The sequence below is a fragment of the Citrobacter sp. Igbk 17 genome, from assembly GCF_028069775.1.
Taxonomy (GTDB): Bacteria; Pseudomonadota; Gammaproteobacteria; order Enterobacterales; family Enterobacteriaceae; genus Citrobacter.
In genome coordinates this window covers 49,942-72,708 of the sequence record NZ_JANEWI010000013.1, presented here as the reverse complement: position 1 = coordinate 72,708, position 22,767 = coordinate 49,942, and the positions used below count along the sequence as shown (strand labels likewise).

General features: G+C 52.9%; 22 protein-coding genes and 1 other annotated feature. Of the genes, 6 read left to right on the top strand and 16 right to left on the bottom strand.

What is annotated here, in order from left to right:
- Positions 1-2 precede the first annotated feature (2 nt).
- Together ilvB and ivbL are read right to left on the bottom strand one after the other, a co-directional pair.
- The gene (ilvB, locus tag NNO08_RS10135; RefSeq protein ID WP_271456652.1) at positions 3-1,691 is read right to left on the bottom strand and encodes an acetolactate synthase large subunit; all 1,689 of its coding nucleotides are present in this window, start codon (positions 1,689-1,691) and stop codon (positions 3-5) included.
- 107 nt (positions 1,692-1,798) lie between these two features.
- Entirely contained in the window at positions 1,799-1,897 is a 99-nt protein-coding gene (gene ivbL, locus NNO08_RS10130) for an ilvB operon leader peptide IvbL (protein ID WP_003827118.1), read from the bottom strand.
- Between the two features lie 520 nt (positions 1,898-2,417).
- Here ivbL and tisB point away from each other — a divergent pair.
- The 3 genes from tisB (at position 2,418) to emrD (ending at position 4,842) form a co-directional block, all read left to right on the top strand.
- Positions 2,418-2,507: a type I toxin-antitoxin system toxin TisB gene (gene tisB / locus NNO08_RS10125; protein WP_003840643.1), complete on the top strand. Its 90-nt coding sequence runs from the start codon at positions 2,418-2,420 to the stop codon at positions 2,505-2,507.
- A gap of 123 nt (positions 2,508-2,630) precedes the next feature.
- A complete protein-coding gene (locus tag NNO08_RS10120; protein ID WP_271441426.1) occupies positions 2,631-3,464 on the top strand; it encodes a DMT family transporter in 834 nt (277 codons plus the stop codon).
- Positions 3,465-3,657: 193 nt separating this feature from the next.
- On the top strand, positions 3,658-4,842 hold the full coding sequence (gene emrD, locus NNO08_RS10115; protein ID WP_271441427.1) for a multidrug efflux MFS transporter EmrD: 1,185 nt from the start codon (positions 3,658-3,660) through the stop codon (positions 4,840-4,842).
- On the opposite strand, the gene NNO08_RS10110 is transcribed toward emrD, so the two are convergent.
- Entirely contained in the window at positions 4,769-5,851 is a 1,083-nt protein-coding gene (locus NNO08_RS10110) for a cellulase family glycosylhydrolase (RefSeq protein WP_271456651.1), read from the bottom strand. The genes emrD and NNO08_RS10110 overlap by 74 nt on opposite strands.
- 78 nt (positions 5,852-5,929) lie before the next feature.
- Positions 5,930-6,856: a DNA-binding transcriptional regulator DsdC gene (dsdC, locus tag NNO08_RS10105; protein WP_271456668.1), complete on the bottom strand. Its 927-nt coding sequence runs from the start codon at positions 6,854-6,856 to the stop codon at positions 5,930-5,932.
- A gap of 228 nt (positions 6,857-7,084) precedes the next feature.
- Here dsdC and dsdX point away from each other — a divergent pair, with 228 nt between their 5' ends.
- Positions 7,085-8,422 (top strand): D-serine transporter DsdX, encoded by a 1,338-nt coding sequence (gene dsdX / locus NNO08_RS10100; RefSeq protein WP_271456650.1) that lies wholly within the window; start codon positions 7,085-7,087, stop codon positions 8,420-8,422.
- A 17-nt stretch (positions 8,423-8,439) separates the two neighbouring features.
- Positions 8,440-9,762 carry a D-serine ammonia-lyase gene (dsdA, locus tag NNO08_RS10095; RefSeq protein ID WP_271456649.1) on the top strand — a complete coding sequence of 441 codons (1,323 nt, stop codon included), beginning with the start codon at positions 8,440-8,442 and terminating at the stop codon, positions 9,760-9,762.
- 12 nt (positions 9,763-9,774) lie between these two features.
- Here the strand turns inward: dsdA and NNO08_RS10090 are convergent, their stop codons facing one another.
- The 6 genes from NNO08_RS10090 to ibpA form a co-directional block, all read right to left on the bottom strand.
- Complete coding sequence (locus NNO08_RS10090) at positions 9,775-10,305, bottom strand: radical SAM protein (protein ID WP_271456648.1); 531 nt, start codon at positions 10,303-10,305, stop codon at positions 9,775-9,777.
- On the bottom strand, positions 10,302-10,664 hold the full coding sequence (locus NNO08_RS10085; RefSeq protein WP_137382181.1) for a DUF202 domain-containing protein: 363 nt from the start codon (positions 10,662-10,664) through the stop codon (positions 10,302-10,304). Before NNO08_RS10085 ends, NNO08_RS10090 begins: the two co-directional genes overlap by 4 nt.
- A complete protein-coding gene (locus tag NNO08_RS10080; RefSeq protein WP_005121491.1) occupies positions 10,654-11,001 on the bottom strand; it encodes a YidH family protein in 348 nt (115 codons plus the stop codon). The genes NNO08_RS10085 and NNO08_RS10080 overlap by 11 nt, the downstream gene beginning before the upstream one ends.
- Positions 11,002-11,230: 229 nt before the next feature.
- The gene (locus NNO08_RS10075) at positions 11,231-12,892 is read right to left on the bottom strand and encodes a putative transporter (protein ID WP_137382182.1); all 1,662 of its coding nucleotides are present in this window, start codon (positions 12,890-12,892) and stop codon (positions 11,231-11,233) included.
- Between the two features lie 124 nt (positions 12,893-13,016).
- Positions 13,017-13,445 (bottom strand): small heat shock chaperone IbpB, encoded by a 429-nt coding sequence (gene ibpB / locus NNO08_RS10070; RefSeq protein ID WP_005121488.1) that lies wholly within the window; start codon positions 13,443-13,445, stop codon positions 13,017-13,019.
- A gap of 94 nt (positions 13,446-13,539) precedes the next feature.
- Positions 13,540-13,953 (bottom strand): small heat shock chaperone IbpA, encoded by a 414-nt coding sequence (ibpA, locus tag NNO08_RS10065; protein WP_040231504.1) that lies wholly within the window; start codon positions 13,951-13,953, stop codon positions 13,540-13,542.
- Positions 13,947-14,019 (bottom strand) — a sequence feature (ROSE (Repression Of Heat Shock gene Expression) occurs in the 5'-region of heat shock genes and acts as an RNA thermometer to modulate expression.). It overlaps the preceding gene by 7 nt.
- Positions 14,020-14,258: 239 nt before the next feature.
- On the opposite strand from ibpA, the gene NNO08_RS10060 reads away from it, so the two are divergent.
- Complete coding sequence (locus NNO08_RS10060; protein ID WP_170974358.1) at positions 14,259-14,591, top strand: YceK/YidQ family lipoprotein; 333 nt, start codon at positions 14,259-14,261, stop codon at positions 14,589-14,591.
- A 1-nt stretch (position 14,592) separates the two neighbouring features.
- On the opposite strand, the gene NNO08_RS10055 is transcribed toward NNO08_RS10060, so the two are convergent.
- From NNO08_RS10055 to gyrB, 6 genes are all read right to left on the bottom strand, one after another.
- Positions 14,593-15,819, bottom strand: a complete 1,227-nt coding sequence (locus NNO08_RS10055) for a DUF3748 domain-containing protein (RefSeq protein ID WP_271456647.1) — start codon at positions 15,817-15,819, stop codon at positions 14,593-14,595.
- Positions 15,820-15,883: 64 nt separating this feature from the next.
- Positions 15,884-17,008: a DUF4056 domain-containing protein gene (locus tag NNO08_RS10050; protein ID WP_271456646.1), complete on the bottom strand. Its 1,125-nt coding sequence runs from the start codon at positions 17,006-17,008 to the stop codon at positions 15,884-15,886.
- A complete protein-coding gene (locus NNO08_RS10045; RefSeq protein ID WP_442870779.1) occupies positions 17,005-18,135 on the bottom strand; it encodes a BamA/TamA family outer membrane protein in 1,131 nt (376 codons plus the stop codon). The genes NNO08_RS10050 and NNO08_RS10045 overlap by 4 nt, the downstream gene beginning before the upstream one ends.
- Positions 18,132-19,142: a hypothetical protein gene (locus NNO08_RS10040; RefSeq protein WP_271449748.1), complete on the bottom strand. Its 1,011-nt coding sequence runs from the start codon at positions 19,140-19,142 to the stop codon at positions 18,132-18,134. The genes NNO08_RS10045 and NNO08_RS10040 overlap by 4 nt, the downstream gene beginning before the upstream one ends.
- 173 nt (positions 19,143-19,315) lie before the next feature.
- Complete coding sequence (yidA, locus tag NNO08_RS10035; protein WP_271441436.1) at positions 19,316-20,128, bottom strand: sugar-phosphatase; 813 nt, start codon at positions 20,126-20,128, stop codon at positions 19,316-19,318.
- A gap of 210 nt (positions 20,129-20,338) precedes the next feature.
- A complete protein-coding gene (gene gyrB, locus NNO08_RS10030) occupies positions 20,339-22,753 on the bottom strand; it encodes a DNA topoisomerase (ATP-hydrolyzing) subunit B (protein ID WP_271441437.1) in 2,415 nt (804 codons plus the stop codon).
- Positions 22,754-22,767 lie beyond the last annotated feature (14 nt).

Here is a 22,767-nt window from a genome sequence, read left to right as displayed (position 1 = left end):
GCTTATTCCCCCACCATTTCAGTGTTTGCCGCACCCGGCGGTACCATCGGGTACACTTTTTCTTCTGCATCAATACGTACGTGGATCAGCGCAGGTCCTGGACGATTAATTATCTCCTGCAGCGCCGCCTGTGGATCCGCTTCATGATTTAAATCGCAGGTTTCGAGACCAAAACCGGCGGCAATCTGCATAAAGTTAATCATCCCCGGATAGGTCGCAGCAAACACGCCTTGTTTATAGAACAGGCTCTGCTGCTGATACACCAGACCCAGCGCTTCGTTATTCATCAGGATGATCTTAATATCCAGCTGATTTTCACTGGCAGTCGCCATTTCCTGAATATTCATCATCAGGCTGCCGTCACCAGAGAAGCACAGCACTTTCTTGTCCGGGTTCGCCAGCGCTGCACCAATCGCGGCAGGCAGACCGAAGCCCATGGTCCCCAGACCACCAGACGTCAGCCACTGACGTGGGCGATTCAGCGGGTAGGCCTGCGCCGCCCACATCTGATGCTGACCCACGTCGGTAGTGATGATGGCGCTGTCATCCACGCAAGCCGCAACGGCGTTAATCAGCCCATAATGGCTGAGCGGATCGCTTTCCTGTGGAATGGTACACGGGAATTCACGCTGCAAATCCGCCACCATGTGATGCCACACGCCGCGCGACTGCGCCTCAATCAATGGGATCAGCTGTTCCAGCACCTCATTCACATCCGCCTGAATGGCTACGTGCGGCTGTTTGATTTTACCCAGCTCGGCACGATCGATATCCACGTGGATAATCTTTGCATTCGGGCAGAACTGCTCGGTTTTACCAATCGCCCGGTCATCAAAACGTGCGCCAAGAACAATTAATAAATCAGCTTCTTGCAGAATAAAGTTGGTGCTGCGTGCGCCGTGCATGCCCAGCATACCTAACGACAGCGGATGCGCTTTTGGCAACATGCCCAGCGCCATTAAGGTCATGGTGGTGGGCAGCATCGCTTTTTCCGCCAGCTCACGTACGCGCTCAGGTGCGTTAATCACGCCGCCGCCGAGATACAACACCGGACGTTGTGCCGCATTGATCATGGCGGCAGCATCGCGAACGCTGTCCGCGCTAAAGGTTGGCGCAGGGGCTTTTTCTGCAGGCTCCGGCATCTCTTCAATGTCAAATACGGCTGTTTGAATGTCCTTAGGTATGTCTATCCACACCGGGCCTGGGCGTCCTGACTGCGCAATGCGGAAGGCATCGCTCATGACCTGCGGTAATTCATTGATATGGCGAACCAGATAATTGTGTTTGGTGATGGGGATAGAGATGCCGTAGGTGTCAACTTCCTGGAAGGCGTCAGTGCCGATCATAGAGGCCGGAACCTGCCCGGTGATACACACCAACGGAATAGAGTCCAGGCGCGCATCGGCGATAGCAGTAACCAGGTTAGTTGCCCCCGGCCCGCTACAGGCCATACACACCGCAGGTTTACCCTCGGTTCGTGCCATCCCCTGGGCGATAAACCCCGCACCCTGCTCGTGGCGCGCCAGGATATGACGGATTTGCGTGCTTTGGCTTAAGGCGTCGTAGACGGGGAGAATTGAGCCACCAGGAATACCGGTGACGACTTTAATTCCCTGACGTTCCAGGAAATGAACGATGAATTCTGCGCCCGTAAAGCGCGTACGCTTGGATGTGATGCCCGAACTTGCCATGCTCCAGTCCTTTTATTCTGGGCCTTTGCTCCGGGCAGGTCTCTTATACGAAAAACCCCGCCCGGTTTGCGCCGGCGGGGTTTTGGAATCGTGTGTTGTTCCGGACCCTACGGCGCATTGCCGACGACCACCACCACACGCACGACGACCGCTGCGCGAGATGGCGCAGTTTTTAGTAGGGTCGCAGTCAGCATGGAAGGGTTCATTAGGGACCTTGTCTGTTTGTTGGTTAACAGGATTTATACAAACACAGGTTTTTCAGCGTGACAATGGAAAATTTTTCATCTGCGCAAAAATGCGTCAAAGATCACGTTTAGCTGTACGCAATGTAAAAACAAAAAACCCCGCCGGGGCGAGGTTTTTTTCAGGGTTTGCGGCTGGTAACCGCAGAACACACTGTGTTACGTCAACGCAAGAAGTATACGCGATCGGGAACGAACGCGCAATTTAAGGCACGGATTTTGAGGTTTCTGAGTATGGATCGCTTTGCGGATTTTGTCCATAAAATACTGTTCATACATACAGTATTTATCTATACTGTGAATGTTCGCAGTGCGCGAGGGGGCCGCTGTTTTACCGGCGCATCAAAGTCCTGGCTGAAACGGGTGGTGCCGTCAGCGCCTTAACCCCCGAAGTGAGCACACTGTGTTACGTCAACAAAGGTGCTGGCAACAGGCAGCGGCGAGGTACGCCAGCACCGTGCTCCTTGTACCAAAAGGAGAGCGTATGAGCCTCGTGGATATCGCTATTCTTATCCTCAAACTCATCGTTGCAGCACTGCAACTGCTTGATGCTGTTCTGAAGTATATAAAATAGTTCAGATTCAAGTCGCACTTAAGGGGAGCGGGTTATCACCTGCTCCCCTTTCACCTTCTCCCAGGTGCTTGTGTCGCGCCAATATGTTACGTTTTTATGACATTCTCAGGGAAGAATACCGCTATGACTCTTTCTGTTTTCTGCATTTTACTGTTCGCCGCGCTGCTTCATGCCAGCTGGAACGCCATTGTTAAAGCAGGAAATGACAAACTGTACTCGGCTATCAGCGTGAGCGGCTCGGCTGCGATTATGGCTCTGATTCTCTTACCCTTCGCCCCCCAACCCTCTGCCGCCAGCCTGCCATTTTTGGCGATTTCAACCGCATTACAGGTGGTGTACACCGTCCTGGTTGCCAAAACCTATCAGGTTTCGGACATGAGCCAGACCTATCCCATCATGCGCGGCACCGCCCCATTGTTGGTCGCTATCATCAGCGTCCTGTTTCTCGGCGATAGTCTGTCAATGCTGGCCTGGGTGGGGATTGCCACAATCTGCCTTGCGATCCTCGGCATGGCATTTAACGGACGCAGCAGTTCACAACGAGGGATCGTTCTGGCGCTCATCAATGCCTGTTTTATTGCCGGCTATACGCTGGTTGATGGCACCGGTGTTCGGCTTTCAGAGACTGCTCTGGGCTACACGCTCTGGACCTTCTTCCTGAACGGCTCCTGCTTGTTGAGCTGGGCGATGATTGCCAGACGCCGCGAAGCCTCCCGCTATCTGGCGCACCAGTGGAAGAAAGGTATTCTTGGTGGTATTGGCACCATGGGCTCTTACGGGCTGGCACTGTGGGCGATGACTCAGGCCCCGCTGGCGGTGGTAGCCGCACTGCGTGAAACATCCATTCTGTTTGGCGCACTGCTCGCCTGGTTGCTGCTAAAAGAGAAAGTCGCCGGAGTACGCCTTATCGCGGCCGCAGGTATTGCCGCCGGCGCAGTATTGCTACGTTTGTCATAATCGCGCTGTCGACCTGATGCAATCCGGCAACATTTGTTGCCGCTATTTGTTTACATTTCCTGCCGTTCATCGTTTAAACATTCCAGTCCACTATCTGGCCTTCTTTTTCTGTTGTGGTAGATTCCACGCGCATTTATGGGAAAGTTCAGCACCTTATTCTTATTTTTTCTTCATTTGAAAAGTAATCAGCGAAATGAAAAGGCATAGAAGCGTCAATTTGTTGTTGATGTTGGTATTACTGGTGGCGGTGGGTCAGATGGCGCAAACCATTTATATCCCTGCGATTGCTGATATGGCGCGTGAACTGAACGTTCGCGAAGGCGCGGTGCAAAGCGTAATGGCTGCCTACCTGCTGACCTACGGCGTGTCACAACTGTTTTACGGCCCGCTTTCCGACCGCGTAGGTCGTCGCCCGGTGATCCTCGCCGGGATGTCTATTTTTATGCTGGCTACGCTGGTCGCCATTACTACCCATAGTCTGACGGTATTGATTATCGCCAGTGCCATTCAGGGTATGGGGACAGGCGTCGGCGGTGTGATGGCGCGAACCCTACCGCGAGACCTGTATGAGGGTACTCAGCTGCGCCACGCGAATAGTTTGTTAAATATGGGTATCCTGGTCAGTCCGCTGCTGGCACCGCTGATTGGCGGTATGCTGGATACGCTGTGGAACTGGCGCGCCTGCTATATTTTTCTGCTGATTCTGTGCGCGGGTGTCACGTTTAGCATGGCGCGCTGGATGCCGGAAACACGGCCTGCTGGCGCGCCACGTCCACGGCTGATTGCCAGCTACAAAACCCTGTTTGGCAACGGCGCATTTACCTGTTACGTGCTGATGTTGATCGGCGGCCTGGCAGGCGTTGCCGTCTTCGAAGCCTGCTCTGGGGTATTGATGGGCGCGGTGCTGGGTTTAAGCAGCATGGCGGTCAGTATCCTGTTTATTCTGCCTATTCCGGCGGCGTTTTTCGGCGCATGGTTCGCCGGTCGCCCTAACAAGCGATTTTCAACGCTAATGTGGCAGTCGGTTACCTGCTGTCTGGTTGCCGGGTTGATGATGTGGATCCCAGGTTTGTTTGATGTGATGAACGTCTGGACACTGCTGGTTCCTGCCGCGTTGTTCTTCTTCGGTGCGGGGATGTTGTTCCCACTGGCAACCAGCGGCGCAATGGAACCTTTCCCGTTCCTGGCAGGTACTGCCGGCGCGCTGGTTGGTGGCTTACAGAACATTGGCTCTGGCGTGCTGGCGTGGCTCTCCGCGATGCTACCGCAGACCGGACAAGCCAGCCTCGGGCTGCTGATGACCCTTATGGGGCTGCTGATTTTTGTATGCTGGCTGCCGCTGGCGTCACGCGTGTCACATCAGGGACAGGCGGTTTAAGCGCATGATGGCCCGGCTTATCGCCGGGCTTTTCACATTCAGGCGCAATCATTGTGTTAATCAACGGCTCCAGTGCGGGACGCCAGGCACCTTCTTCACCATCATAAAACTGCGTATCAGCATTGATTGCATAGGGGATTTTTGCCTTGCGCAGTTCACATGCCATAAACCGTGCAAATGCAGTTTGCGCGGCAGAAGGCGTATTTTTGATGGTTTCTCCCGGTGACCACCCCCCCACCCAACTGACGTGCCCCGTTTTCTGTTGCCAGTGAATAGCCGTATTAATACGGGCGCGAATGGCGGCTTTTTCTGCCGCAGTCCCCGACGTCCAGGGGTACTTACCGTTATTTTTTAGCGGCCCCCACGGGAAGATATGCCATTCAGCCAGAACGGTATTCTGGCTTTGCGGCGGTAATTTCAGATTAGGCAAATCTTCCGGTGCCGCGCGCAGGCGCGGCGCAATGAAAATCATCCGCTGCGGGTCGATGGCATGGATTGTACGAATGGTTTTGTCATACACCCGATTGAGCGAAGTCTGATTGTGATTAAGCTTATCGGCAGGCTCATAAATCAGGTCAAAGCCCAGCAACGGCGAACTTTGACCAAAGTAATGCGCCACCGCTACCCACCAGTTAACCACCTCTTTTTCATTGCCGCTATTGGGGTCTTTTTTATATTCATCAGCCTGATAAGCAATAATCGGGATCACGCCGTATTGCTCGCAAGCCTCTACCAGCTTGCGCAAATGGATGAGTCTGGCTTCTGTTGGCTCACCCGCCACACGAATACGCACATGAGAGATCCCCTTCGCCTTGAAATCCCGTACCACCAGCGGATCGAACTCGCGGATACCGCGATCGGTGCGAGCCCAATCTACGTCCATTCCAACCCCAAGCTGCTGTGCATACAGCGCCGCCGTCAGCGCAGGGGGCGCGGCATACACAGTGGCACTGGCTAACAGTAAGAGGGAAACAATCGGCTTTAACACGGTCGTCCTTACGCAAATCATCAGGTGTGATATCACGTATTTAGCATGATTTTTGATACCTGGTGTAGAGAGAAAGCGTAAAAAATATTCGCGGCCCGTTTATTTAACCTGCTCCTGCAGCCAGCCAATAAATGCCTCGATTTTTGGCCACTGCCTGCCGGGTAACGTGGTGACGTAATAGTGTTGATGGCATTTCAGCGCCATATCACCGAAAGGCGCGACCAGTTCCCCGCTGTCGAGGCGCTTTTGTACCAGTCTCTTTCGTCCCATCGCTACGCCGATATGGTTCATCGCCGCAATGACCGCTAAATCAGAACGATCGAAGCCGATACCTGATGATGTCGGCAAATTCACGGCAAAATGCTGCGCCCAACTGTGCCATTCATCGGTCCCGGAGTCGTTGCTCCATGCCTGTCTATCGTGCAACAACGTGCAGTGCGGCAGATTCACTAACGACCCCGTAAGGTCATAACGACGGGCATAGTCCGGGCTGCATACCGGCAGGATCTCTTCATCCATCAGGAAATGGTGCGTGAGCTGTGCAGAGGGGGCATCGTCAAAATAAATGGCCAGATCAACCCCGGCACGTTGCAAATTGACGTTGTCATTCCCGGTCAGCATGGTCAGAGAAATCGACGGATAGCGACGGGTAAAGTCACCGAGCGCCGGAACCAGCCAGCACTGTGCGATGGAGGGACGTGAGTACACAGTGAGCGTCCCGGACAGCTCCTGGTTTTTGATATCGAGGATTTCCTGATTCAGCGTATCCAGCGACGATTTCAACGCCCAGAACACCCGTTTACCTTCGTGAGTGAGCTCCACTTTGCGGTGAGAGCGAACAAACAGCTGAATCCCCAACTCTTCTTCAAGCTGATTAATACGGTGGCTGACGGCGCTAGGGCTTAAGGAAAGTTCTTCTGCCGCCAGCGCAAACGACTGATGTCTGGCCGCCACTTCAAAGGTATACAGTTTTGAGAGTTGCCAACCATTGAGCAGCCGATTTCTGACTTCACGAAGGGGGTCCATATTCACCTCTTTCATCCTGAATTATTCGCCGGAGTGTAAAAAAAATCGCTGTAAAAATCAGCATAAAGATGAATCAAGGTGAACCATATCGCATAAATAATGCGTAATTAGATGTAAATCACTCATTTGATTTAATCTGGCTCATGTGAAAGGGGATTTTTATCGTTTGTCAGACTGTGCCTTATTTTTGTCCAATACCCCTATATTAATCACAGGGCAAGGTGAGTTATGCACTCTCAAATCTGGGTTGTGAGTACGCTGCTGATAAGCATCGTATTAATCGTTTTGACCATCGTGAAGTTCAAATTCCACCCGTTTCTGGCACTGCTGTTAGCCAGCTTCTTCGTGGGTACGATGATGGGCATGGGACCGCTGGATATGGTCAACGCCATTGAGAGTGGCATAGGCGGTACGCTGGGCTTTCTCGCTGCCGTTATCGGTCTTGGTACCATTCTCGGCAAAATGATGGAAGTATCCGGCGCGGCGGAACGCATCGGTCTGACGTTGCAGCGTTGTCGCTGGCTTTCGGCTGACGTCATTATGGTACTGGTCGGGTTGATTTGCGGCATCACGCTGTTTGTCGAAGTCGGCGTGGTGCTGTTGATCCCACTGGCTTTTTCTATTGCTAAAAAAACCAACACCTCACTGCTGAAACTGGCGATCCCGCTGTGTACTGCGCTGATGGCTGTACATTGCGTGGTACCGCCACATCCTGCCGCCCTGTTCGTGGCCAACAAGCTGGGTGCCGATATTGGTACAGTGATCGTTTACGGTTTACTGGTTGGCTTGATGGCCTCGCTAATCGGCGGGCCGCTATACCTGAAATTTCTCGGCAACCGTCTGCCATTTAAACCCGTCCCGACTGAGTTTTCCGATCTCAAGGTACGCGATGAAGGTACGCTGCCCTCGCTGGGCGCCACGCTGTTTACCGTACTGCTGCCGATTGGCCTGATGCTGGTAAAAACCGTTGCTGAGCTGAACATGGCAAAAGGCAGCACGGTATATACGCTACTGGAGTTTATTGGTAACCCAATCACCGCGATGTTTATCGCCGTTTTCGTGGCCTATTACATCCTCGGTTTGCGTCAGCATATCGGCATGGGCGCGCTACTGACTCATACCGAAAATGGTTTTGGCTCCATAGCCAATATTCTGTTGATTATCGGCGCAGGCGGCGCATTCAACGCTATCCTGAAAAGCAGTGGGCTGGCGGATACCCTCGCGCTGATCCTCTCGAATATGCACATGCACCCGATTCTGCTGGCATGGCTGGTAGCACTGATCCTGCATGCTGCAGTGGGTTCAGCCACCGTTGCCATGATGGGTGCGACAGCGATTGTGGCCCCTATGCTACCGCTTTACCCGAACGTCAGCCCGGAGATCATCGCTATTGCCATCGGTTCTGGTGCAATTGGCTGCACAATCGTTACAGATTCCCTCTTCTGGCTGGTAAAGCAGTACTGCGGAGCCACTCTGAATGAGACGTTCAAATACTATACGACCGCGACATTTATCGCGTCCGTTATTGCACTGGCGTGCACATTCCTGCTTTCCTTTATTATCTAAGCGCAACGAGACTGACTATGGAAAACATTCAAACACTTATCGCCCAGTATCCTTTAGTGGAAGATCTGGTCGCTCTCAAGGAAACGACCTGGTTTAACCCTGGCACCACCTCTCTTGCGGAAGGTTTACCGTATGTTGGCCTGACTGAGCACGACGTTCAGGACGCCCACGCCCGTCTGACGCGCTTCGCGCCGTACCTGGCAAAAGCCTTCCCGGAAACCGAGGCCACTGGCGGCATTATTGAATCTGAGCTGGCCACCATCCCGGCGATGCAAAAACGGCTGGAACAAGAGTACGAGCAGCCTATCCACGGCGAGCTGCTGCTGAAAAAAGACAGCCATCTGCCAATTTCTGGCTCAATCAAAGCCCGTGGCGGTATTTATGAAGTACTGACACACGCCGAAAAACTGGCACTGAAAGCAGGTCTGCTGACGACAAATGATGATTACAGCATTCTGCTTTCTCCTGAGTTCAAACAGTTCTTTAGCCAGTACAGCATCGCGGTAGGTTCAACCGGCAACCTGGGGATGTCTATCGGCATCATGAGCGCCCGCATCGGCTTTAAGGTGACGGTACACATGTCTGCCGACGCGCGCGCATGGAAAAAGGCTAAGCTGCGCAGCCACGGCGTTACCGTTGTGGAGTACGAAGAAGATTACGGTGTGGCAGTTGAACAAGGGCGTAAGGCGGCAGAGTCCGATCCGAACTGTTTCTTTATCGACGATGAAAACTCTCGCACGCTGTTTTTAGGTTATGCGGTTGCCGGACAGCGCCTGAAGGCCCAGTTTGCCCAGCAGGGACGTGTGGTAGATGCTGACCATCCACTGTTTGTTTACTTGCCGTGCGGTGTGGGTGGTGGCCCTGGCGGGGTGGCATTTGGTCTGAAGCTGGCATTCGGTGACAACGTTCATTGCTTCTTCGCAGAGCCGACTCATTCACCGTGCATGCTGTTGGGGATTTACACCGGACTGCACGACACGATTTCCGTACAGGAGATTGGTATCGACAACATGACGGCGGCAGATGGGCTGGCAGTCGGTCGCGCATCGGGCTTTGTAGGCCGGGCGATGGAACGTCTGCTCGACGGTCTGTACACGCTGGAAGACCAGACCATGTACGATATGCTGGGCTGGCTGGCACAGGAGGAAGGTATTCGTCTTGAGCCGTCAGCACTGGCTGGCATGGCTGGCCCGCAGCACGTTTGTGCCTCCACGGATTACCAGCAGATGCATGGATTCAGTGCAGAACAGCTCAAAAACGCCACTCATCTGGTATGGGCGACCGGCGGCGGTATGGTTCCTGAGGCCGAAATGGCGCAATACCTGGCAAAAGGACGCTAACCCCCGCTGATCTCAACGCAGCATCGCCATCAGCTCCATCGGTGAGCGATGCTGTTTAATCAGATCGCGCATGACGCGCATATGGGGTGATGAGTGTTCAAAGAAGGCCTGATATCCCGCACACAGCACGTTTTCCCCGTGAATATCCCCATGCACCGGGCAATCACCACGGTAAAATTGCGATAAGGAACATGACCGGCAGCGCGCGCTCTGCGGTGAGGTCGATTGCCGTTCCATTTGTACCGCCAGTCCACACCATCGACGCAGCGTTTTATCAAAAAGCTGAATAGATACCCGATTAATATCTTCACGAACCCAGATATCAAATATCGTATTTAAAAACTGCCCCCACCCTTCTGGTGTGACAGATTCAGCCGTCAGGTTGCCTGCTTCATCGCGCTTAATCAGAGGGATAAACTGTATGAGACGAACATCTCCTTGTCGTAAATCACGGTACAGTTCAATAGGTTGTAAACTCTTCTGGTGATCAATCACCACCTTTAAAATACCCTCACTAACATCCATGTCCTCACATACTGTCATGCAAAATTCCCGATATATACGATAAGTTGGCGAACGTGTGTTACAGCAAACAGTATTGCAAGGGATAACACCGCGAGGGAGATCATAAATTTGTCACGCACCGCGCGAGATTCAGAAAAATCGCTATGCGTAACATCCATCAGGTTACGGCTGCGGGTGTAGCGCCAGAGAATAATCGCCACAATTGCCAGCACAGCTATCGAAACCCAGAATAACGCTCCCGCCTGATGCCAGTTATGCTTAATCGCCAGCGCCATCAGTGCACCATAGCCTAGCAACGTACGAAACCAGGCCAGCGATGTCCGTTCCGGTTGTAGACCAGGATCGGACTGGCGACGAGCCTTACGACTATCCGGCATACAGCACCAGCGCCATAACAATCACCGCCACAAGCGTCAACATAACGCTGATAATCAGCAGGCTGTTGGTGTACGGCATGTCCTCTTTCAGACGCATCGCCTTTTCATTTCGCAACCAGCGCAGATAACCGTAGATCGCCAGCCCCCCTGCAAACAGACACAGCAACAAAGCAAGTGCCTCACGGATGACCGGCGTAGCAAAGTCCGGGGCCAGTTGATCAAGACCAACGCCCGCCGCCAGAAAACCCAGCGCAGTGCGGATCCACGCCAGAAACGTACGCTCATTTGCCAGTGAGAAGCGGTAATCCGGCGCTTCCCCAAGGCGGGAAATCTTCATGACGACTCCTTCAATATTGTAGTCTGGTCGTTATACCGGAACAGTGAAGGAGTATGAACCTGATTCGCAAACGAAAGGGAGCGTAATGTGATGAGACAATGGAAAAGAGAGATGTGCTTTGTAATGCCGGATGGCGACTGGCGTCTTATCCGGCCTACAGTGAACGATGTAGGTCGGATAAGCGCAGCGCATCAGGCATTCCTGGATATGCTGGCTGGATAGGTCAGTTTTAACCTAATCCCCAGAAGAGCACCGCCAGCAGTTGCGGAGTAATAATGCGCAGGAACATCACCAACGGGTAAACGGTGGCGTAGGAGAGCGCTGCTGCGCCACTGGTGGCGTGCAGGTTGTTAGCGAATGCCAGCGCAGGAGGGTCCGTCATCGACCCTGCCAGCATGCCGCACAGCGTCAGATAGTTCATTTTGGCAAAGATACGTGCCAGTAAACCGACAGTAATCAGTGGAATGGCGGTAATGAAAATACCGTAGCCCACCCAGCTCAGACCGTCGCCCTGCGTCAGCGTATTCACAAAATCGCCGCCGGATTTCAGACCAACCACCGCGAGAAAGAGCACAATACCTAGCTCACGCAACGCCAGGTTCGCGCTGGGAGGCATAAACCAGTACAGCTTACCGATACTGCCAATACGCCCCAAAATCAGCGCCATAATCAGTGGTCCACCGGCCAACCCCAGTTTTAATGCCACCGGGAAACCGGGGATAAACAGCGGGATTGAACCCAACAAAACCCCAAGCCCGATCCCGATAAACACCGGCAACATCTGCACCTGCTGCAGTTTTTGCTGTGCGTTACCCACAACATTGGCAACGGCATCAATCGACGAAGGTCGCCCCACCAGATTCAGGATATCGCCAAATTGCAGGCTGGCATCGCTGCTGGCGACCAGTTCAACGCCCGCGCGGTTCAGACGGGAAATCACCACGTCGTAACGTTCTTTAAAGTGCAGGTCGCGGATCCGCTTGCCAAGCACCTGTTCGTTGGTCACAACGACACGTTCAACGCGCAAATCCGTGCCCCGCGTTGACAGTGAAGTGTCCACTTCCTGCCCAATCACCACCTTCGCATTATGCAGATCGCCTGGCTGTCCGACCAGGTGGAGCAGATCGCCCATCTGGATAATCGTCCCCGGCGACGGCACCATTAACGTTTCATCTCGCTTCAGGCGTGAACAGATGATTTTGTCGCTGTTCAGAATAGGGACATCCTGAATCGCCATATTATTGAGGTTCGGGTTTTCAACACGAATGTTCATCGTCTGAATCAGCGTATGACCGTTGGTCAGGGTTGATTCATGCTGCTGAGCCTCGGACTCCACGTTCACGCGGAAAATGAGGCGCATCAGCCACATCGTGAGCAAAATACCGCAAATACCGAAAGGATAAGCCATGGCATAGCTCATCCCCATCTGATCGACCACATCCCCCGGCGTACCCAGATCGCGCAGAATTTGCTGCCCGGCACCCAGTGCGGGCGTATTAGTGACCGCGCCGGAGAAGATCCCCAGCACCACGGGCAGCGGAATAGCGAAGATCTTATGCAGAAGCGCGGTGACCAGCCCCCCGATAATCACGATCAGCACTGCAAACAGGTTCAGACGCAGTCCCGAAACACGCAGTGAAGCAAAGAAACCCGGCCCGACCTGGATGCCGATGGTATAGACGAAGAGTATCAGGCCAAATTCCTGAATAAAATGCAGCATATCGCCGCTCAGGGTCATCCCTGCCTGATCGACAAAGTGTCCGACGATAATACCGCCAAACAGCACGCCTCCGATGCCAAAACCAACGCCCCGTACTTTTATGTTGCCGATCCATAACCCGACAACCGCCACCAATGCCAGAACGCTGACCGTCAATGCTATATCACTCATTCTTCTGTTCCCTGTGAATAACATCATTAAGTAAATGGATTCTCGCAGAGTACAGGCGCAATGTATGGGTGGTAAAGCACAAAAAAGCCCCGTCATTTCTGGCGGGGCAAAGGCTTGGAGCTATTTAGCTATTTAATGCGGGACGTTCGCTGATGGCGATACGTTGTGGAGCAATGGTTTCAGGCTCATTACGGGTCAAATCAATATGCAGCAAGCCATTGGTGAAGCTTGCGCCGGAGACTTCCATATTTTCAGCCAGCGTAAAGCTCAGGCTGAATGATTGAGTGACCAGCCCCTGATGCAACCATTTGGTCTCTTTTTCCGGCTGCTGCGGCGTACCTTTTACGGTCAGACGCGTGCCTTCCAGTTGAATATCCAAATCTTCCTGGCGGAAACCGGCTAACGCAAGGGTAATGCGGTAGTGGTTATCATCGCTCTTTTCGATGTTATAGGGTGGGAAGCTTTGGCTTTCACCGGCGTTTTGTAATGCATTGGCCAGTTTGTCAAAACCGATCCATTGACGCAGCAGTGGGGATAAATCGTAGTTACGCATAATATTCTCCTTCTAAGAAGCGAGTAAGTACCTTTCGGCTCCCTGACGGCAAGCCTGTGCTTAGCGGGGCCGCGCAAGCGGCCCGACAGATAAATTAGTTGATTTCGATGCGGCGCGGTTTGTTCGCTTCAGGAATCACGCGCTCAAGCTCGATATACAGCAGACCGTTTACCAGGTTTGCGCCGCGAACGTGGATGTTCTCCGCTAACTGGAACTTGCGTTCGAAGTTGCGTTCGGCAATACCCTGGTACAGGTAAGTACGTTCTTTTTGCTCGTCCGCATGCGCGCCTTTCACCACCAGCAAATTATCCTGAGCGGTAATTTCCAGCTCGCTTTCAGCAAAGCCCGCAACGGCAATTGCAATGCGGTAATGGTTTTCGTCTACCAGCTCAACGTTGTACGGAGGGTAGCCACCATTGCTTTGGCCCTGGTTGTTTTCCAACAGGTTAAACAGACGATCAAATCCAATAGCAGAACGGTATAGCGGGGATAAATCAAAGTTACGCATAATCAATAGCTCCTGAAATCAGCGAGAATGTTGGACCTTCCATCTTGGACAGGTCAGGTAGCCAGGACACCCATCAGGCATGCCCTTCATTTGTCTACACCCTAAAAATGGGTCTTAATACAAACTTTTCAAGCGTACTCCTCTGACTTTTTTTGCAGTTTGTTGTCTATTGCATACACTGGGGGGAGCAGTCGTTATCGTTAAATCGCGATTGCCGCCACATTGCGACAAGATGGTGATGTTATTTTCGCAACGGATCGCTTTAACTCACCATGCAAACACGATGATTAGCAGATGAAATAATGATGATAAAAAAAATGGTGTTAACACTGATGATGTGCAGCGGGATGGTTTTTATAAGCGGCTGCTCCAGCGTGATGTCACATACCGGAGGGAAAGAAGGGACCTATCCAGGCACCCGTGCCAGCGCCACAATGATTGGCGATAGCGATACGAACTGGGGAACAAAGTCGTTGGCTATTCTGGATATGCCTTTTACTGCGGTTCTGGATACGGTACTGCTCCCGTGGGATCTCTTTCGCAAAGATAACTCGGTCCGATCCCGCGTAGAAAAGAGCGAGGAAAAAACGCAAGCCACCAACGCCGTTATCCCCCCAGCTCAAATGCCTGCGCCTTAAGTTAACGTCCGGTTTCTGTCACCCATAGCTGGCGGAAACCGTCGACATCTTCCATCCAGGCAATCTGTCGGCCATCAGGAGAGAAGACAATCGCATCTGCTGAAGGTGGGTTGCCATGGCTGGTCGTTAAAAATTCAATCTCTCCCGTCTGCGCATCGCAGCAGGCAATTCGGTTTTCCAGCACAAATCCCAACCATCGCCCCGACGGATGCCAGTTGAATGCCGACTGAATATCCGTGGCGCTACGGGTTAGTTGACGCGGCTCCCCCCCTTGCACGGTAATGAGCCATAACTGCACGATACCGTTGTCATCGCGCATCAGAAACGCAATTTCGGATGCCTTTGGATTGCTGCGTACCCAATGGCGCGGTTGATTCACCAGCCCCGGGAAGGCGCGATCGTGAGTAAACGTCAGGCGTCGTTGAACGATGCCGGCTGGTGGCGCAGGCATTGTTGCTTCCGTTCCCTCCAGAGGCGCATCGCCAGGCTGCTTCCAGCCGCTTTCATGGCGTGGCAAATCAACGATAAACAGTTCCGGTACTTTTTCGCCACTGACAGACAACGTATCGCCGATAAAGGCCAGCGTATGATTTCCTACCCAACCCTCTTCATAAGCCCGGTTAATCTCATCGCTGCCCGGTTTGGGTTCCGGTGTAGTCTGACTGACCAGCACACACCAGTGGCTACCGCTGTACTCACGCGGATGATCTGCTGACACAGTCACCGGGCCATAGGGAACAGCCACGCCAACGTTACGTAAATCCAGTGTCGGAGAACGCTCATGCAGCACATGGTCGTTGTAGGTGAAGCTAACAAACTCACCGTTCGGACTAAAGACATGCACATGACTACCGCCACGCAGCGCGCCTGGGGTATATGGCGCGGTAATATCCATCGCATCCAGATTCGCCACTGCGGTCTGGGTTGCAATCACACCACGGCGATGATGAAAGTCGTAATGCCATGTTTCATCTGGGTTTTCTGGTCCATGAATAAAGACATACTGCTCAGACTTAGGATGAACGGTCACCACGCCGACATGTGCGCCTTGTGTAGCACGGTAAATGACGTCAACCTCACCATCCTGCACATTCACTCGCTCAATGGTTTCACCCGTAAATGACGCGCCGGAAGGACGCACATCATAGACCAGCCACTGGCTGTCCGGTGTCCAGGTGTTGATATTGGTAAGTTGATGATTACGCGCTGCAAAGGTGATTTGTTTCATGGCAGTGTCCCGGACAAAAAATACTGCTCCTTTTTACCACGCACAGCGCGTATCCCATAAGCCTTTAGCGGGCCGCAAGCGCATCAGCTTGCTGAGCGTTCACTGCCAAAGTAGGGAAGTCCTCGAAGGTGTAGTAACGAATGGGCGGCGGTAACCGCTCCATTGCTGTACCCGGCCACAGTTGCAGCTCTCCGACAGCATTAAGATCAATGCCCTGCCAGTGGTGCGGCAGCGCCAGTCGCTGCAGAACAGCTTGCTCGCCGGGCACGCGTGTCGGCAAACGATTATCCCCCATCTGATAGTTACGCCGCAGTACCAGATATTTTTCCGGCACCCGACGCCGACTGTTCCACCAGCGACCGTCCAGCATATCGAAATGGAAACGGGTGAGTTCCGGCGACTGAGCGCCAAGATGGACAAGTGCCTGCCGAAGCGCCGTTCCCATCGCCACCTCGTAAACCCCCTGAGAAACCGTTTGCCCCTCCAGAATCAGTGACACCGCCAGGCGGGCACCAAGCAGGTTGGAGTAAAGATCTTCTGGCGAAAAAGCAGAAACACCTTCAGAAAATCCGGGAACAGACTCAAAACCGTACCATTGCGCAATTTCATGCCACTCCGCGACCTGAAAAGCCAGATGAGCGGCCAGCCAGGCTGCCAGCGTATATCGCGCGACTGGATCGGTTGGTGGTGTAAAGGCATTAAACACCAACCGGCGCTGGGCCAGTTCGCTATCCAGATCGAGCGTAAAAGCCTGCCCCAGTTTCGGCAGGATCTGACTAAAGATATAGACCGTCATATCAGCGGTATCACGAACGTGGGCGGTATCAATAAAACCGCCACGGGCGGTATAGAGAATACCGTTATTCTCACGGCTTAAACCGCTCAGGTTTTCCAGCCCGGCCAGCATGCTATCGTTGTACTGATGCAATCCAAGGTGGCCTGCCGGGACCACGTTATCCAGCTGATAAAACGGTACCGGCATGCCCAGAAATTCCGCATGCAAGTTGTAGCCAAATGCACAGCAAGGACGTAACCCTTTAGGCAGTGGCTGTGGCGGCATAGCAGGCCACGCGGTGGTTGCCCTCGCTGTTGCCTGCGGAGCCAGATCTAATGCCACCGGTAATACCGCCCCAGCACTGCCTGCGAGAAGTAATGCCAGTAACGACGTGGTTTTCAGCAACCTGCTCAAAATGCCTCTCCAACCTGAAAATAGAAACCGCTGCTGCCTTTGCCGATGCCATAATCCAGGCGTACGTTGACGCGCGGCTTGAATTCAAAGCGATAACCGACTCCTGCCGAGGGCAGCCAACGTCCGTCGTCCAGCGCACTAAATGATGGCCCCATAGTACCTGCGCCCAGCCAACCGACCACGCCGTGCCGCCAATCGAGCTTGCGGCGATACTCAAGTTGTCCGCTGACAACATTCTTATCCCGATAGCGCCCTTCGTAATAACCGCGCATGCGTTGATTGCTACCGAGCAGCGGCATCATGCTCCACGGCACCGATCCCTGGGTAAACGTGCCATCCGCCTCCCATGCCAGCACGTTTTTATCGTCCAGCGAGTGGTAACGACTGTAATGCAACTGATATTCATCAAACCGGGTATCACTCCCCACCTCCGGATTAAAGCGGGTGTAGCGCACATCGGCATACTGTCCTTTACGCGGATTAGGGACGAAATCACGATCGTCCCAACTCAATTCTACGCTGCTCCCGGAACTGAGAACCGATGCCCCCTGCGGCGTATTTTCAATTTTCGGCGGATCGTTGTCGTCCATTTGCGCAGCATGCTGAGTATTCAGCGACCAGCCGAGTCCCAGATAGATGTTAGGTGCTAGCCGCCGGTATAGCGTTGGACGCAAATCCAGGACCTGAGCGGTATATTGCTGTTTTTGGCTATCTTTATCTCCGGCGCTAAAACCCTGTCCCCAGTAGTAGGTTGGGGTATCTGTTAATGCGCCATTAAGAAAGAAACGCCAGCGATCGTCGGCGAAAAAAGCATAATTTTGCATCGTGATGCCGAAAGCCCCCGTTGAGCTAAAGTAACCGCTCAGCGTCAGCGTCGAGTTTTGACTCACCGTATCGTTCGGATCGGGTCGATACATCCCCACCACCGCCGTACCGATCCCCAACCCCAGTTCCGGGGTATAAAACGGCCCAGGCATCACTCCCCAGTCGATACCTTTACTGGCGTTAAAGTTATCGCTGGCGCCCAGTTTTTTCAGCCAGCCGTCAACCTCGTTACGGGTCGGCAGCGCCGACTGAACGTATCCGGCAAACAGGCAGAAAAACAGAAGCAGGCCGATGCGCGTCAAAAACGATACTCTCCCGCAGCAAAGAAGCTATTACGATCGGCAAAGCCAATTTCGGTGGTGATATTAAAGTTGCGGGTCAACTCATATTGCGCGCCTACCAGCACATTCCAGGGTGATTGCAGGTGCTGTTTAACATCGAAGCGACCATTGCCATCCTTGTTCGCAATATCCACCATTTTTTGCAGTGCTGCAGAAGGCATTGTGAGATCGTTCAGGCTGCCGCTAAATTCTTGCTGCACATCCTGATACATGCTGCCCACCCACAGATTTAACTTGCCGGATGGCATGTGCAGGGCCTCCACGCCGGGAGTGGTAAAGCGATAACCTACACGCGGAGAGACGGTAAAGGCATTAATACTGCCATCAAGGATATCGAACTGCGTTTGCGTATAGTTGGCATCAAAAGCCGTAAACCAGTTGCCCACTCCGCCAACCAGAGTCGTTCCTACACCGTAGGTTGTACCTTTAAAGTCGAGCTGAAATGCCAGATTCTGCAAATTAGCTGGTGTGCGGTATTTACGTGGTCCTTTGACTCCTACACCTATCTGCGAAACAGAGTGCCCGTCGGTATAGCCAATCAGGCCATAGACGTTCATAAAAGGCAGTAGCCAGGCATCCAGTTTTAAGGTTTCGGTTTTACTTCTCTCTCGGGTATTGCCAACGTTGATTTTAAACGCGTTATCCAATGAGTGACCGCGCAGGGAAAGACCGTTGAAATTAATACTGTCTACATTAATATTTTGCCTGATATTCATGTAGTTAATATTCACGCCAAACGGCTCAGGCAGGTCGTAGCCACGTTTACGTGCCTCCTCACCTAAAAACGGCAAAACAGAGTGGCTTGCGGTTGGTTTAGCCGCGGGTTTTGTTGGCAAAGAAGTAGCCTGACCATCGTCCTGATAGTCATACAGCGGTGTCAATGTTGAGCCAGAATCCGTCGCAGCCCAGGCTTGAAAAGCCAAACAGGAAGACGTCATCAACACCAGGCGGATGCGTGTGTTAGTCATAAGGAAACATAGTTGCAGGCAGGAATCGCCCGAATATAAAAGAAGGGGGGAGAGTATAGAAGTTACGTGCTAAGTGGGGGGATTAATGTGCGATTTCACATCTGATAATACAAACATGATTTTTATAACATTCTTAATGTTCTATGCCTGGCCGAAGCCAGGCACAACGAGTATCAGGAGAGAACGTATTTCTCAATTGCCCAGGCAACGCCGTCTTCAAGATTGGATTTCGTCACGAAGTTAGCCACTTCTTTCACCGACGAAATAGCATTATCCATTGCAACACCTACGCCTGCGTATTCGATCATCGCGATATCATTTTCCTGATCGCCAATCGCCATAATCTCTTCTGCTTTAATTCCCAGCGCATCGGCCAGTGATTTTACGCCCGTCCCTTTATTGACGCGCTTATCCAGAATTTCGAGGAAGTACGGCGCACTTTTCAGCACGGTGTACTTCTCTTTTACCTCTGCTGGAATACGCGAGATAGCTTTATCGAGGATCTCTGGTTCATCAATCATCATCACTTTCAGGAACTGGGTCGCCGGGTCCATTTTCTCTGCTTCACAGAACACCAGTGGGATGGTCGCGACGAAAGACTCATGTACCGTGTAGTAGCTGATATCACGGTTGGCGGTATACAGCGTATTGCGATCGAGTGCGTGGAAATGCGAGCCGACCTCCCTGGAGAGTTGCTCCAGGAAACGGTAATCATCATAGCTCAGCGCGGTTTGCGCGACGGTACTTCCGTCTCCGGCTTTCTGCACCAGTGCACCATTGTAGGTAATGCAGTAATCACCGGGTTGTTCCATATGCAGTTCTTTCAGATAGCTGTGGACGCCAGCATACGGGCGCCCCGTGGTCAGCACCACATTCACACCTCGCGCGCGCGCAGCGGCAATGGCCGTTTTGACCGCAGGTGAAATGGTGTGATCGGGCAGCAGAAGTGTGCCATCCATGTCGATAGCAATAAGTTTGATAGCCATGAGTTCCCCGGATTAAATGAGTCCGTCCTCATGCTAACGCGATTCCGCTCAAAAAACAGCTACGAAAAGGGGGATAGAAAGGGGAATCGGGATTCCCCTTTTTGTAGATGGGTTGCCGTTTGTAGGCCTGATAAGCAACGCGCCATCAGGCACAATACAACGTCTTGCCGGATGGCGGCGTAAACCGCCTTATCCGGCCTACAGATTGGCTTAAATATCGATATTCGCCGCTTTCAGGGCGTTTTCTTCGATAAATGCACGACGTGGTTCAACAGCATCACCCATCAGGGTGGTGAAAAGTTGGTCAGCCGCAATCGCATCCTTCACAGTCACACGCAGCATACGGCGGCTTTCCGGATCCATGGTGGTTTCCCACAGCTGTTCCGGGTTCATCTCGCCCAGGCCTTTATAGCGCTGAATAGCGAGGCCGCGACGGGACTCTTTCACCAGCCAGTCCAGCGCCTGCTCGAAGCTGGCAACCGGTTGACGACGCTCGCCACGTTCGATAAACGCATCGTCTTCGATCAGGCCACGCAGTTTCTCACCCAGCGTGCAGATACGACGATATTCGCCGCCGGTCACAAACTCGTGGTCCAGTGCGTAATCGGTATCCACGCCGTGCGTACGCACGCGAATAATCGGTTCGAACAGCCCTTGTTCAGTGTTTTCCTGAATGTCGAACTTCCACAGGCTACCGTGCTGTTCATTTTCATTCAGTTCCGTCACCAGCGCATTAACCCAACGGGTAACGGTCTGCTCGCTCGCCAAGTCGGCTTCTGTCAACGTTGGCTGATAAACCAACTCTTTCAGCAGCGTTTTCGGGAAGCGGCGTTCCATACGGCCGATCATTTTCTGCGTCGCATTGTACTCAGAAACCAGTTTTTCTAACGACTCACCGGAAAGGGCCGGCGCATTAGCGTTGGTATGCAGCGTTGCGCCATCCAAAGCGATGGAGATCTGGTACTGATCCATCGCTTCATCGTCTTTAATATACTGTTCCTGCTTGCCTTTTTTCACTTTGTACAGCGGCGGCTGCGCAATGTAGACGTGACCGCGTTCCACGATTTCTGGCATCTGGCGATAGAAGAAGGTCAACAGCAGCGTACGGATATGCGAGCCGTCGACATCCGCATCGGTCATGATAATGATGCTGTGATAACGCAGTTTATCCGGGTTGTACTCGTCCCGGCCAATACCACAGCCCAGCGCGGTGATCAGCGTCGCCACTTCCTGGGAAGAGAGCATCTTGTCGAAACGCGCTTTCTCAACGTTGAGGATTTTACCCTTCAGCGGGAGGATCGCCTGATTCTTACGGTTACGGCCCTGCTTCGCAGAACCGCCCGCAGAGTCCCCTTCCACAAGGTACAGTTCAGACAGTGCCGGGTCACGTTCCTGACAGTCAGCCAGTTTGCCCGGCAGACCTGCTAAGTCCAGCGCGCCTTTACGACGGGTCATTTCACGGGCACGACGAGCCGCTTCACGCGCACGCGCAGCGTCAATAATTTTGCCGACAACGATTTTGGCGTCAGACGGGTTCTCAAGCAGGTATTCGCTCAGCAGTTCGTTCATCTGCTGTTCTACCGCCGATTTCACCTCTGAAGAAACCAGTTTGTCTTTGGTCTGAGAGGAGAATTTCGGATCCGGTACTTTTACCGATACGACGGCAATCAGGCCTTCACGGGCGTCGTCACCGGTGGCGCTAACTTTCGCTTTTTTGCTGTAACCTTCTTTGTCCATGTAGGCATTCAGAGTACGGGTCATCGCCGCACGGAAGCCTGCAAGGTGAGTACCGCCGTCACGCTGCGGAATATTGTTGGTAAAGCAGTAGATATTTTCCTGGAAGCCATCGTTCCACTGCAGCGCAACTTCAACGCCAATACCGTCTTTTTCGGTGGAGAAATAGAAGATATTTGGGTGGATCGGCGTTTTATTTTTGTTGAGATACTCAACAAATGCCTTAATACCACCTTCGTAATGGAAATGGTCTTCTTTGCCGTCGCGCTTGTCGCGCAGGCGGATGGATACGCCGGAGTTCAGGAAGGACAGCTCGCGCAGACGCTTCGCCAGAATGTCGTATTCGAACTCAACGACATTAGTGAAGGTTTCGTGGCTTGGCCAGAAACGAACCTGGGTACCCGTCAATTCTGTTTCACCGGTTACCGCCAGCGGTGCTTGTGGCACACCGTGCACGTAAGTTTGCTGATGCACTTTGCCTTCACGACGAATCACCAGCTCCAGTTTTTGCGACAGGGCGTTAACGACGGATACACCTACGCCGTGCAGACCACCAGACACTTTATAGGAGTTATCATCGAATTTACCGCCTGCGTGCAGAACGGTCATGATAACTTCCGCCGCCGAAACGCCCTCTTCCGGGTGGATACCGGTTGGGATACCACGGCCATCATCAGTAACGGACACGGAGTTATCAGCGTGAATCGTCACAACGATATCTTTACAGTGACCCGCGAGCGCTTCGTCGATAGCGTTATCTACCACCTCGAATACCATGTGGTGCAGACCGGTGCCGTCATCCGTGTCGCCGATATACATACCCGGGCGCTTACGCACCGCATCCAGCCCTTTCAGGACTTTGATACTGGAGGAGTCATAAGAATTCGACATCAACGTTTCTCGCT

Excerpts from the sequence above, each read along its gene's own strand:
- ilvB (WP_271456652.1), bottom strand. The coding sequence starts at position 1,691 with ATGGCAAGTTCGGGCATCACATCCAAGCGTACGCGCTTTACGGGCGCA.
- ivbL (WP_003827118.1), bottom strand. The coding sequence starts at position 1,897 with ATGAACCCTTCCATGCTGACTGCGACCCTACTAAAAACTGCGCCATCT.
- tisB (WP_003840643.1), top strand. The coding sequence starts at position 2,418 with ATGAGCCTCGTGGATATCGCTATTCTTATCCTCAAACTCATCGTTGCA.
- NNO08_RS10120 (WP_271441426.1), top strand. The coding sequence starts at position 2,631 with ATGACTCTTTCTGTTTTCTGCATTTTACTGTTCGCCGCGCTGCTTCAT.
- emrD (WP_271441427.1), top strand. The coding sequence starts at position 3,658 with ATGAAAAGGCATAGAAGCGTCAATTTGTTGTTGATGTTGGTATTACTG.
- NNO08_RS10110 (WP_271456651.1), bottom strand. The coding sequence starts at position 5,851 with ATGATTTGCGTAAGGACGACCGTGTTAAAGCCGATTGTTTCCCTCTTA.
- dsdC (WP_271456668.1), bottom strand. The coding sequence starts at position 6,856 with ATGGACCCCCTTCGTGAAGTCAGAAATCGGCTGCTCAATGGTTGGCAA.
- dsdX (WP_271456650.1), top strand. The coding sequence starts at position 7,085 with ATGCACTCTCAAATCTGGGTTGTGAGTACGCTGCTGATAAGCATCGTA.
- dsdA (WP_271456649.1), top strand. The coding sequence starts at position 8,440 with ATGGAAAACATTCAAACACTTATCGCCCAGTATCCTTTAGTGGAAGAT.
- NNO08_RS10090 (WP_271456648.1), bottom strand. The coding sequence starts at position 10,305 with ATGACAGTATGTGAGGACATGGATGTTAGTGAGGGTATTTTAAAGGTG.
- NNO08_RS10085 (WP_137382181.1), bottom strand. The coding sequence starts at position 10,664 with ATGCCGGATAGTCGTAAGGCTCGTCGCCAGTCCGATCCTGGTCTACAA.
- NNO08_RS10080 (WP_005121491.1), bottom strand. The coding sequence starts at position 11,001 with ATGAAGATTTCCCGCCTTGGGGAAGCGCCGGATTACCGCTTCTCACTG.
- NNO08_RS10075 (WP_137382182.1), bottom strand. The coding sequence starts at position 12,892 with ATGAGTGATATAGCATTGACGGTCAGCGTTCTGGCATTGGTGGCGGTT.
- ibpB (WP_005121488.1), bottom strand. The coding sequence starts at position 13,445 with ATGCGTAACTACGATTTATCCCCACTGCTGCGTCAATGGATCGGTTTT.
- ibpA (WP_040231504.1), bottom strand. The coding sequence starts at position 13,953 with ATGCGTAACTTTGATTTATCCCCGCTATACCGTTCTGCTATTGGATTT.
- NNO08_RS10060 (WP_170974358.1), top strand. The coding sequence starts at position 14,259 with ATGATAAAAAAAATGGTGTTAACACTGATGATGTGCAGCGGGATGGTT.
- NNO08_RS10055 (WP_271456647.1), bottom strand. The coding sequence starts at position 15,819 with ATGAAACAAATCACCTTTGCAGCGCGTAATCATCAACTTACCAATATC.
- NNO08_RS10040 (WP_271449748.1), bottom strand. The coding sequence starts at position 19,142 with ATGACTAACACACGCATCCGCCTGGTGTTGATGACGTCTTCCTGTTTG.
- yidA (WP_271441436.1), bottom strand. The coding sequence starts at position 20,128 with ATGGCTATCAAACTTATTGCTATCGACATGGATGGCACACTTCTGCTG.
- gyrB (WP_271441437.1), bottom strand. The coding sequence starts at position 22,753 with ATGTCGAATTCTTATGACTCCTCCAGTATCAAAGTCCTGAAAGGGCTG.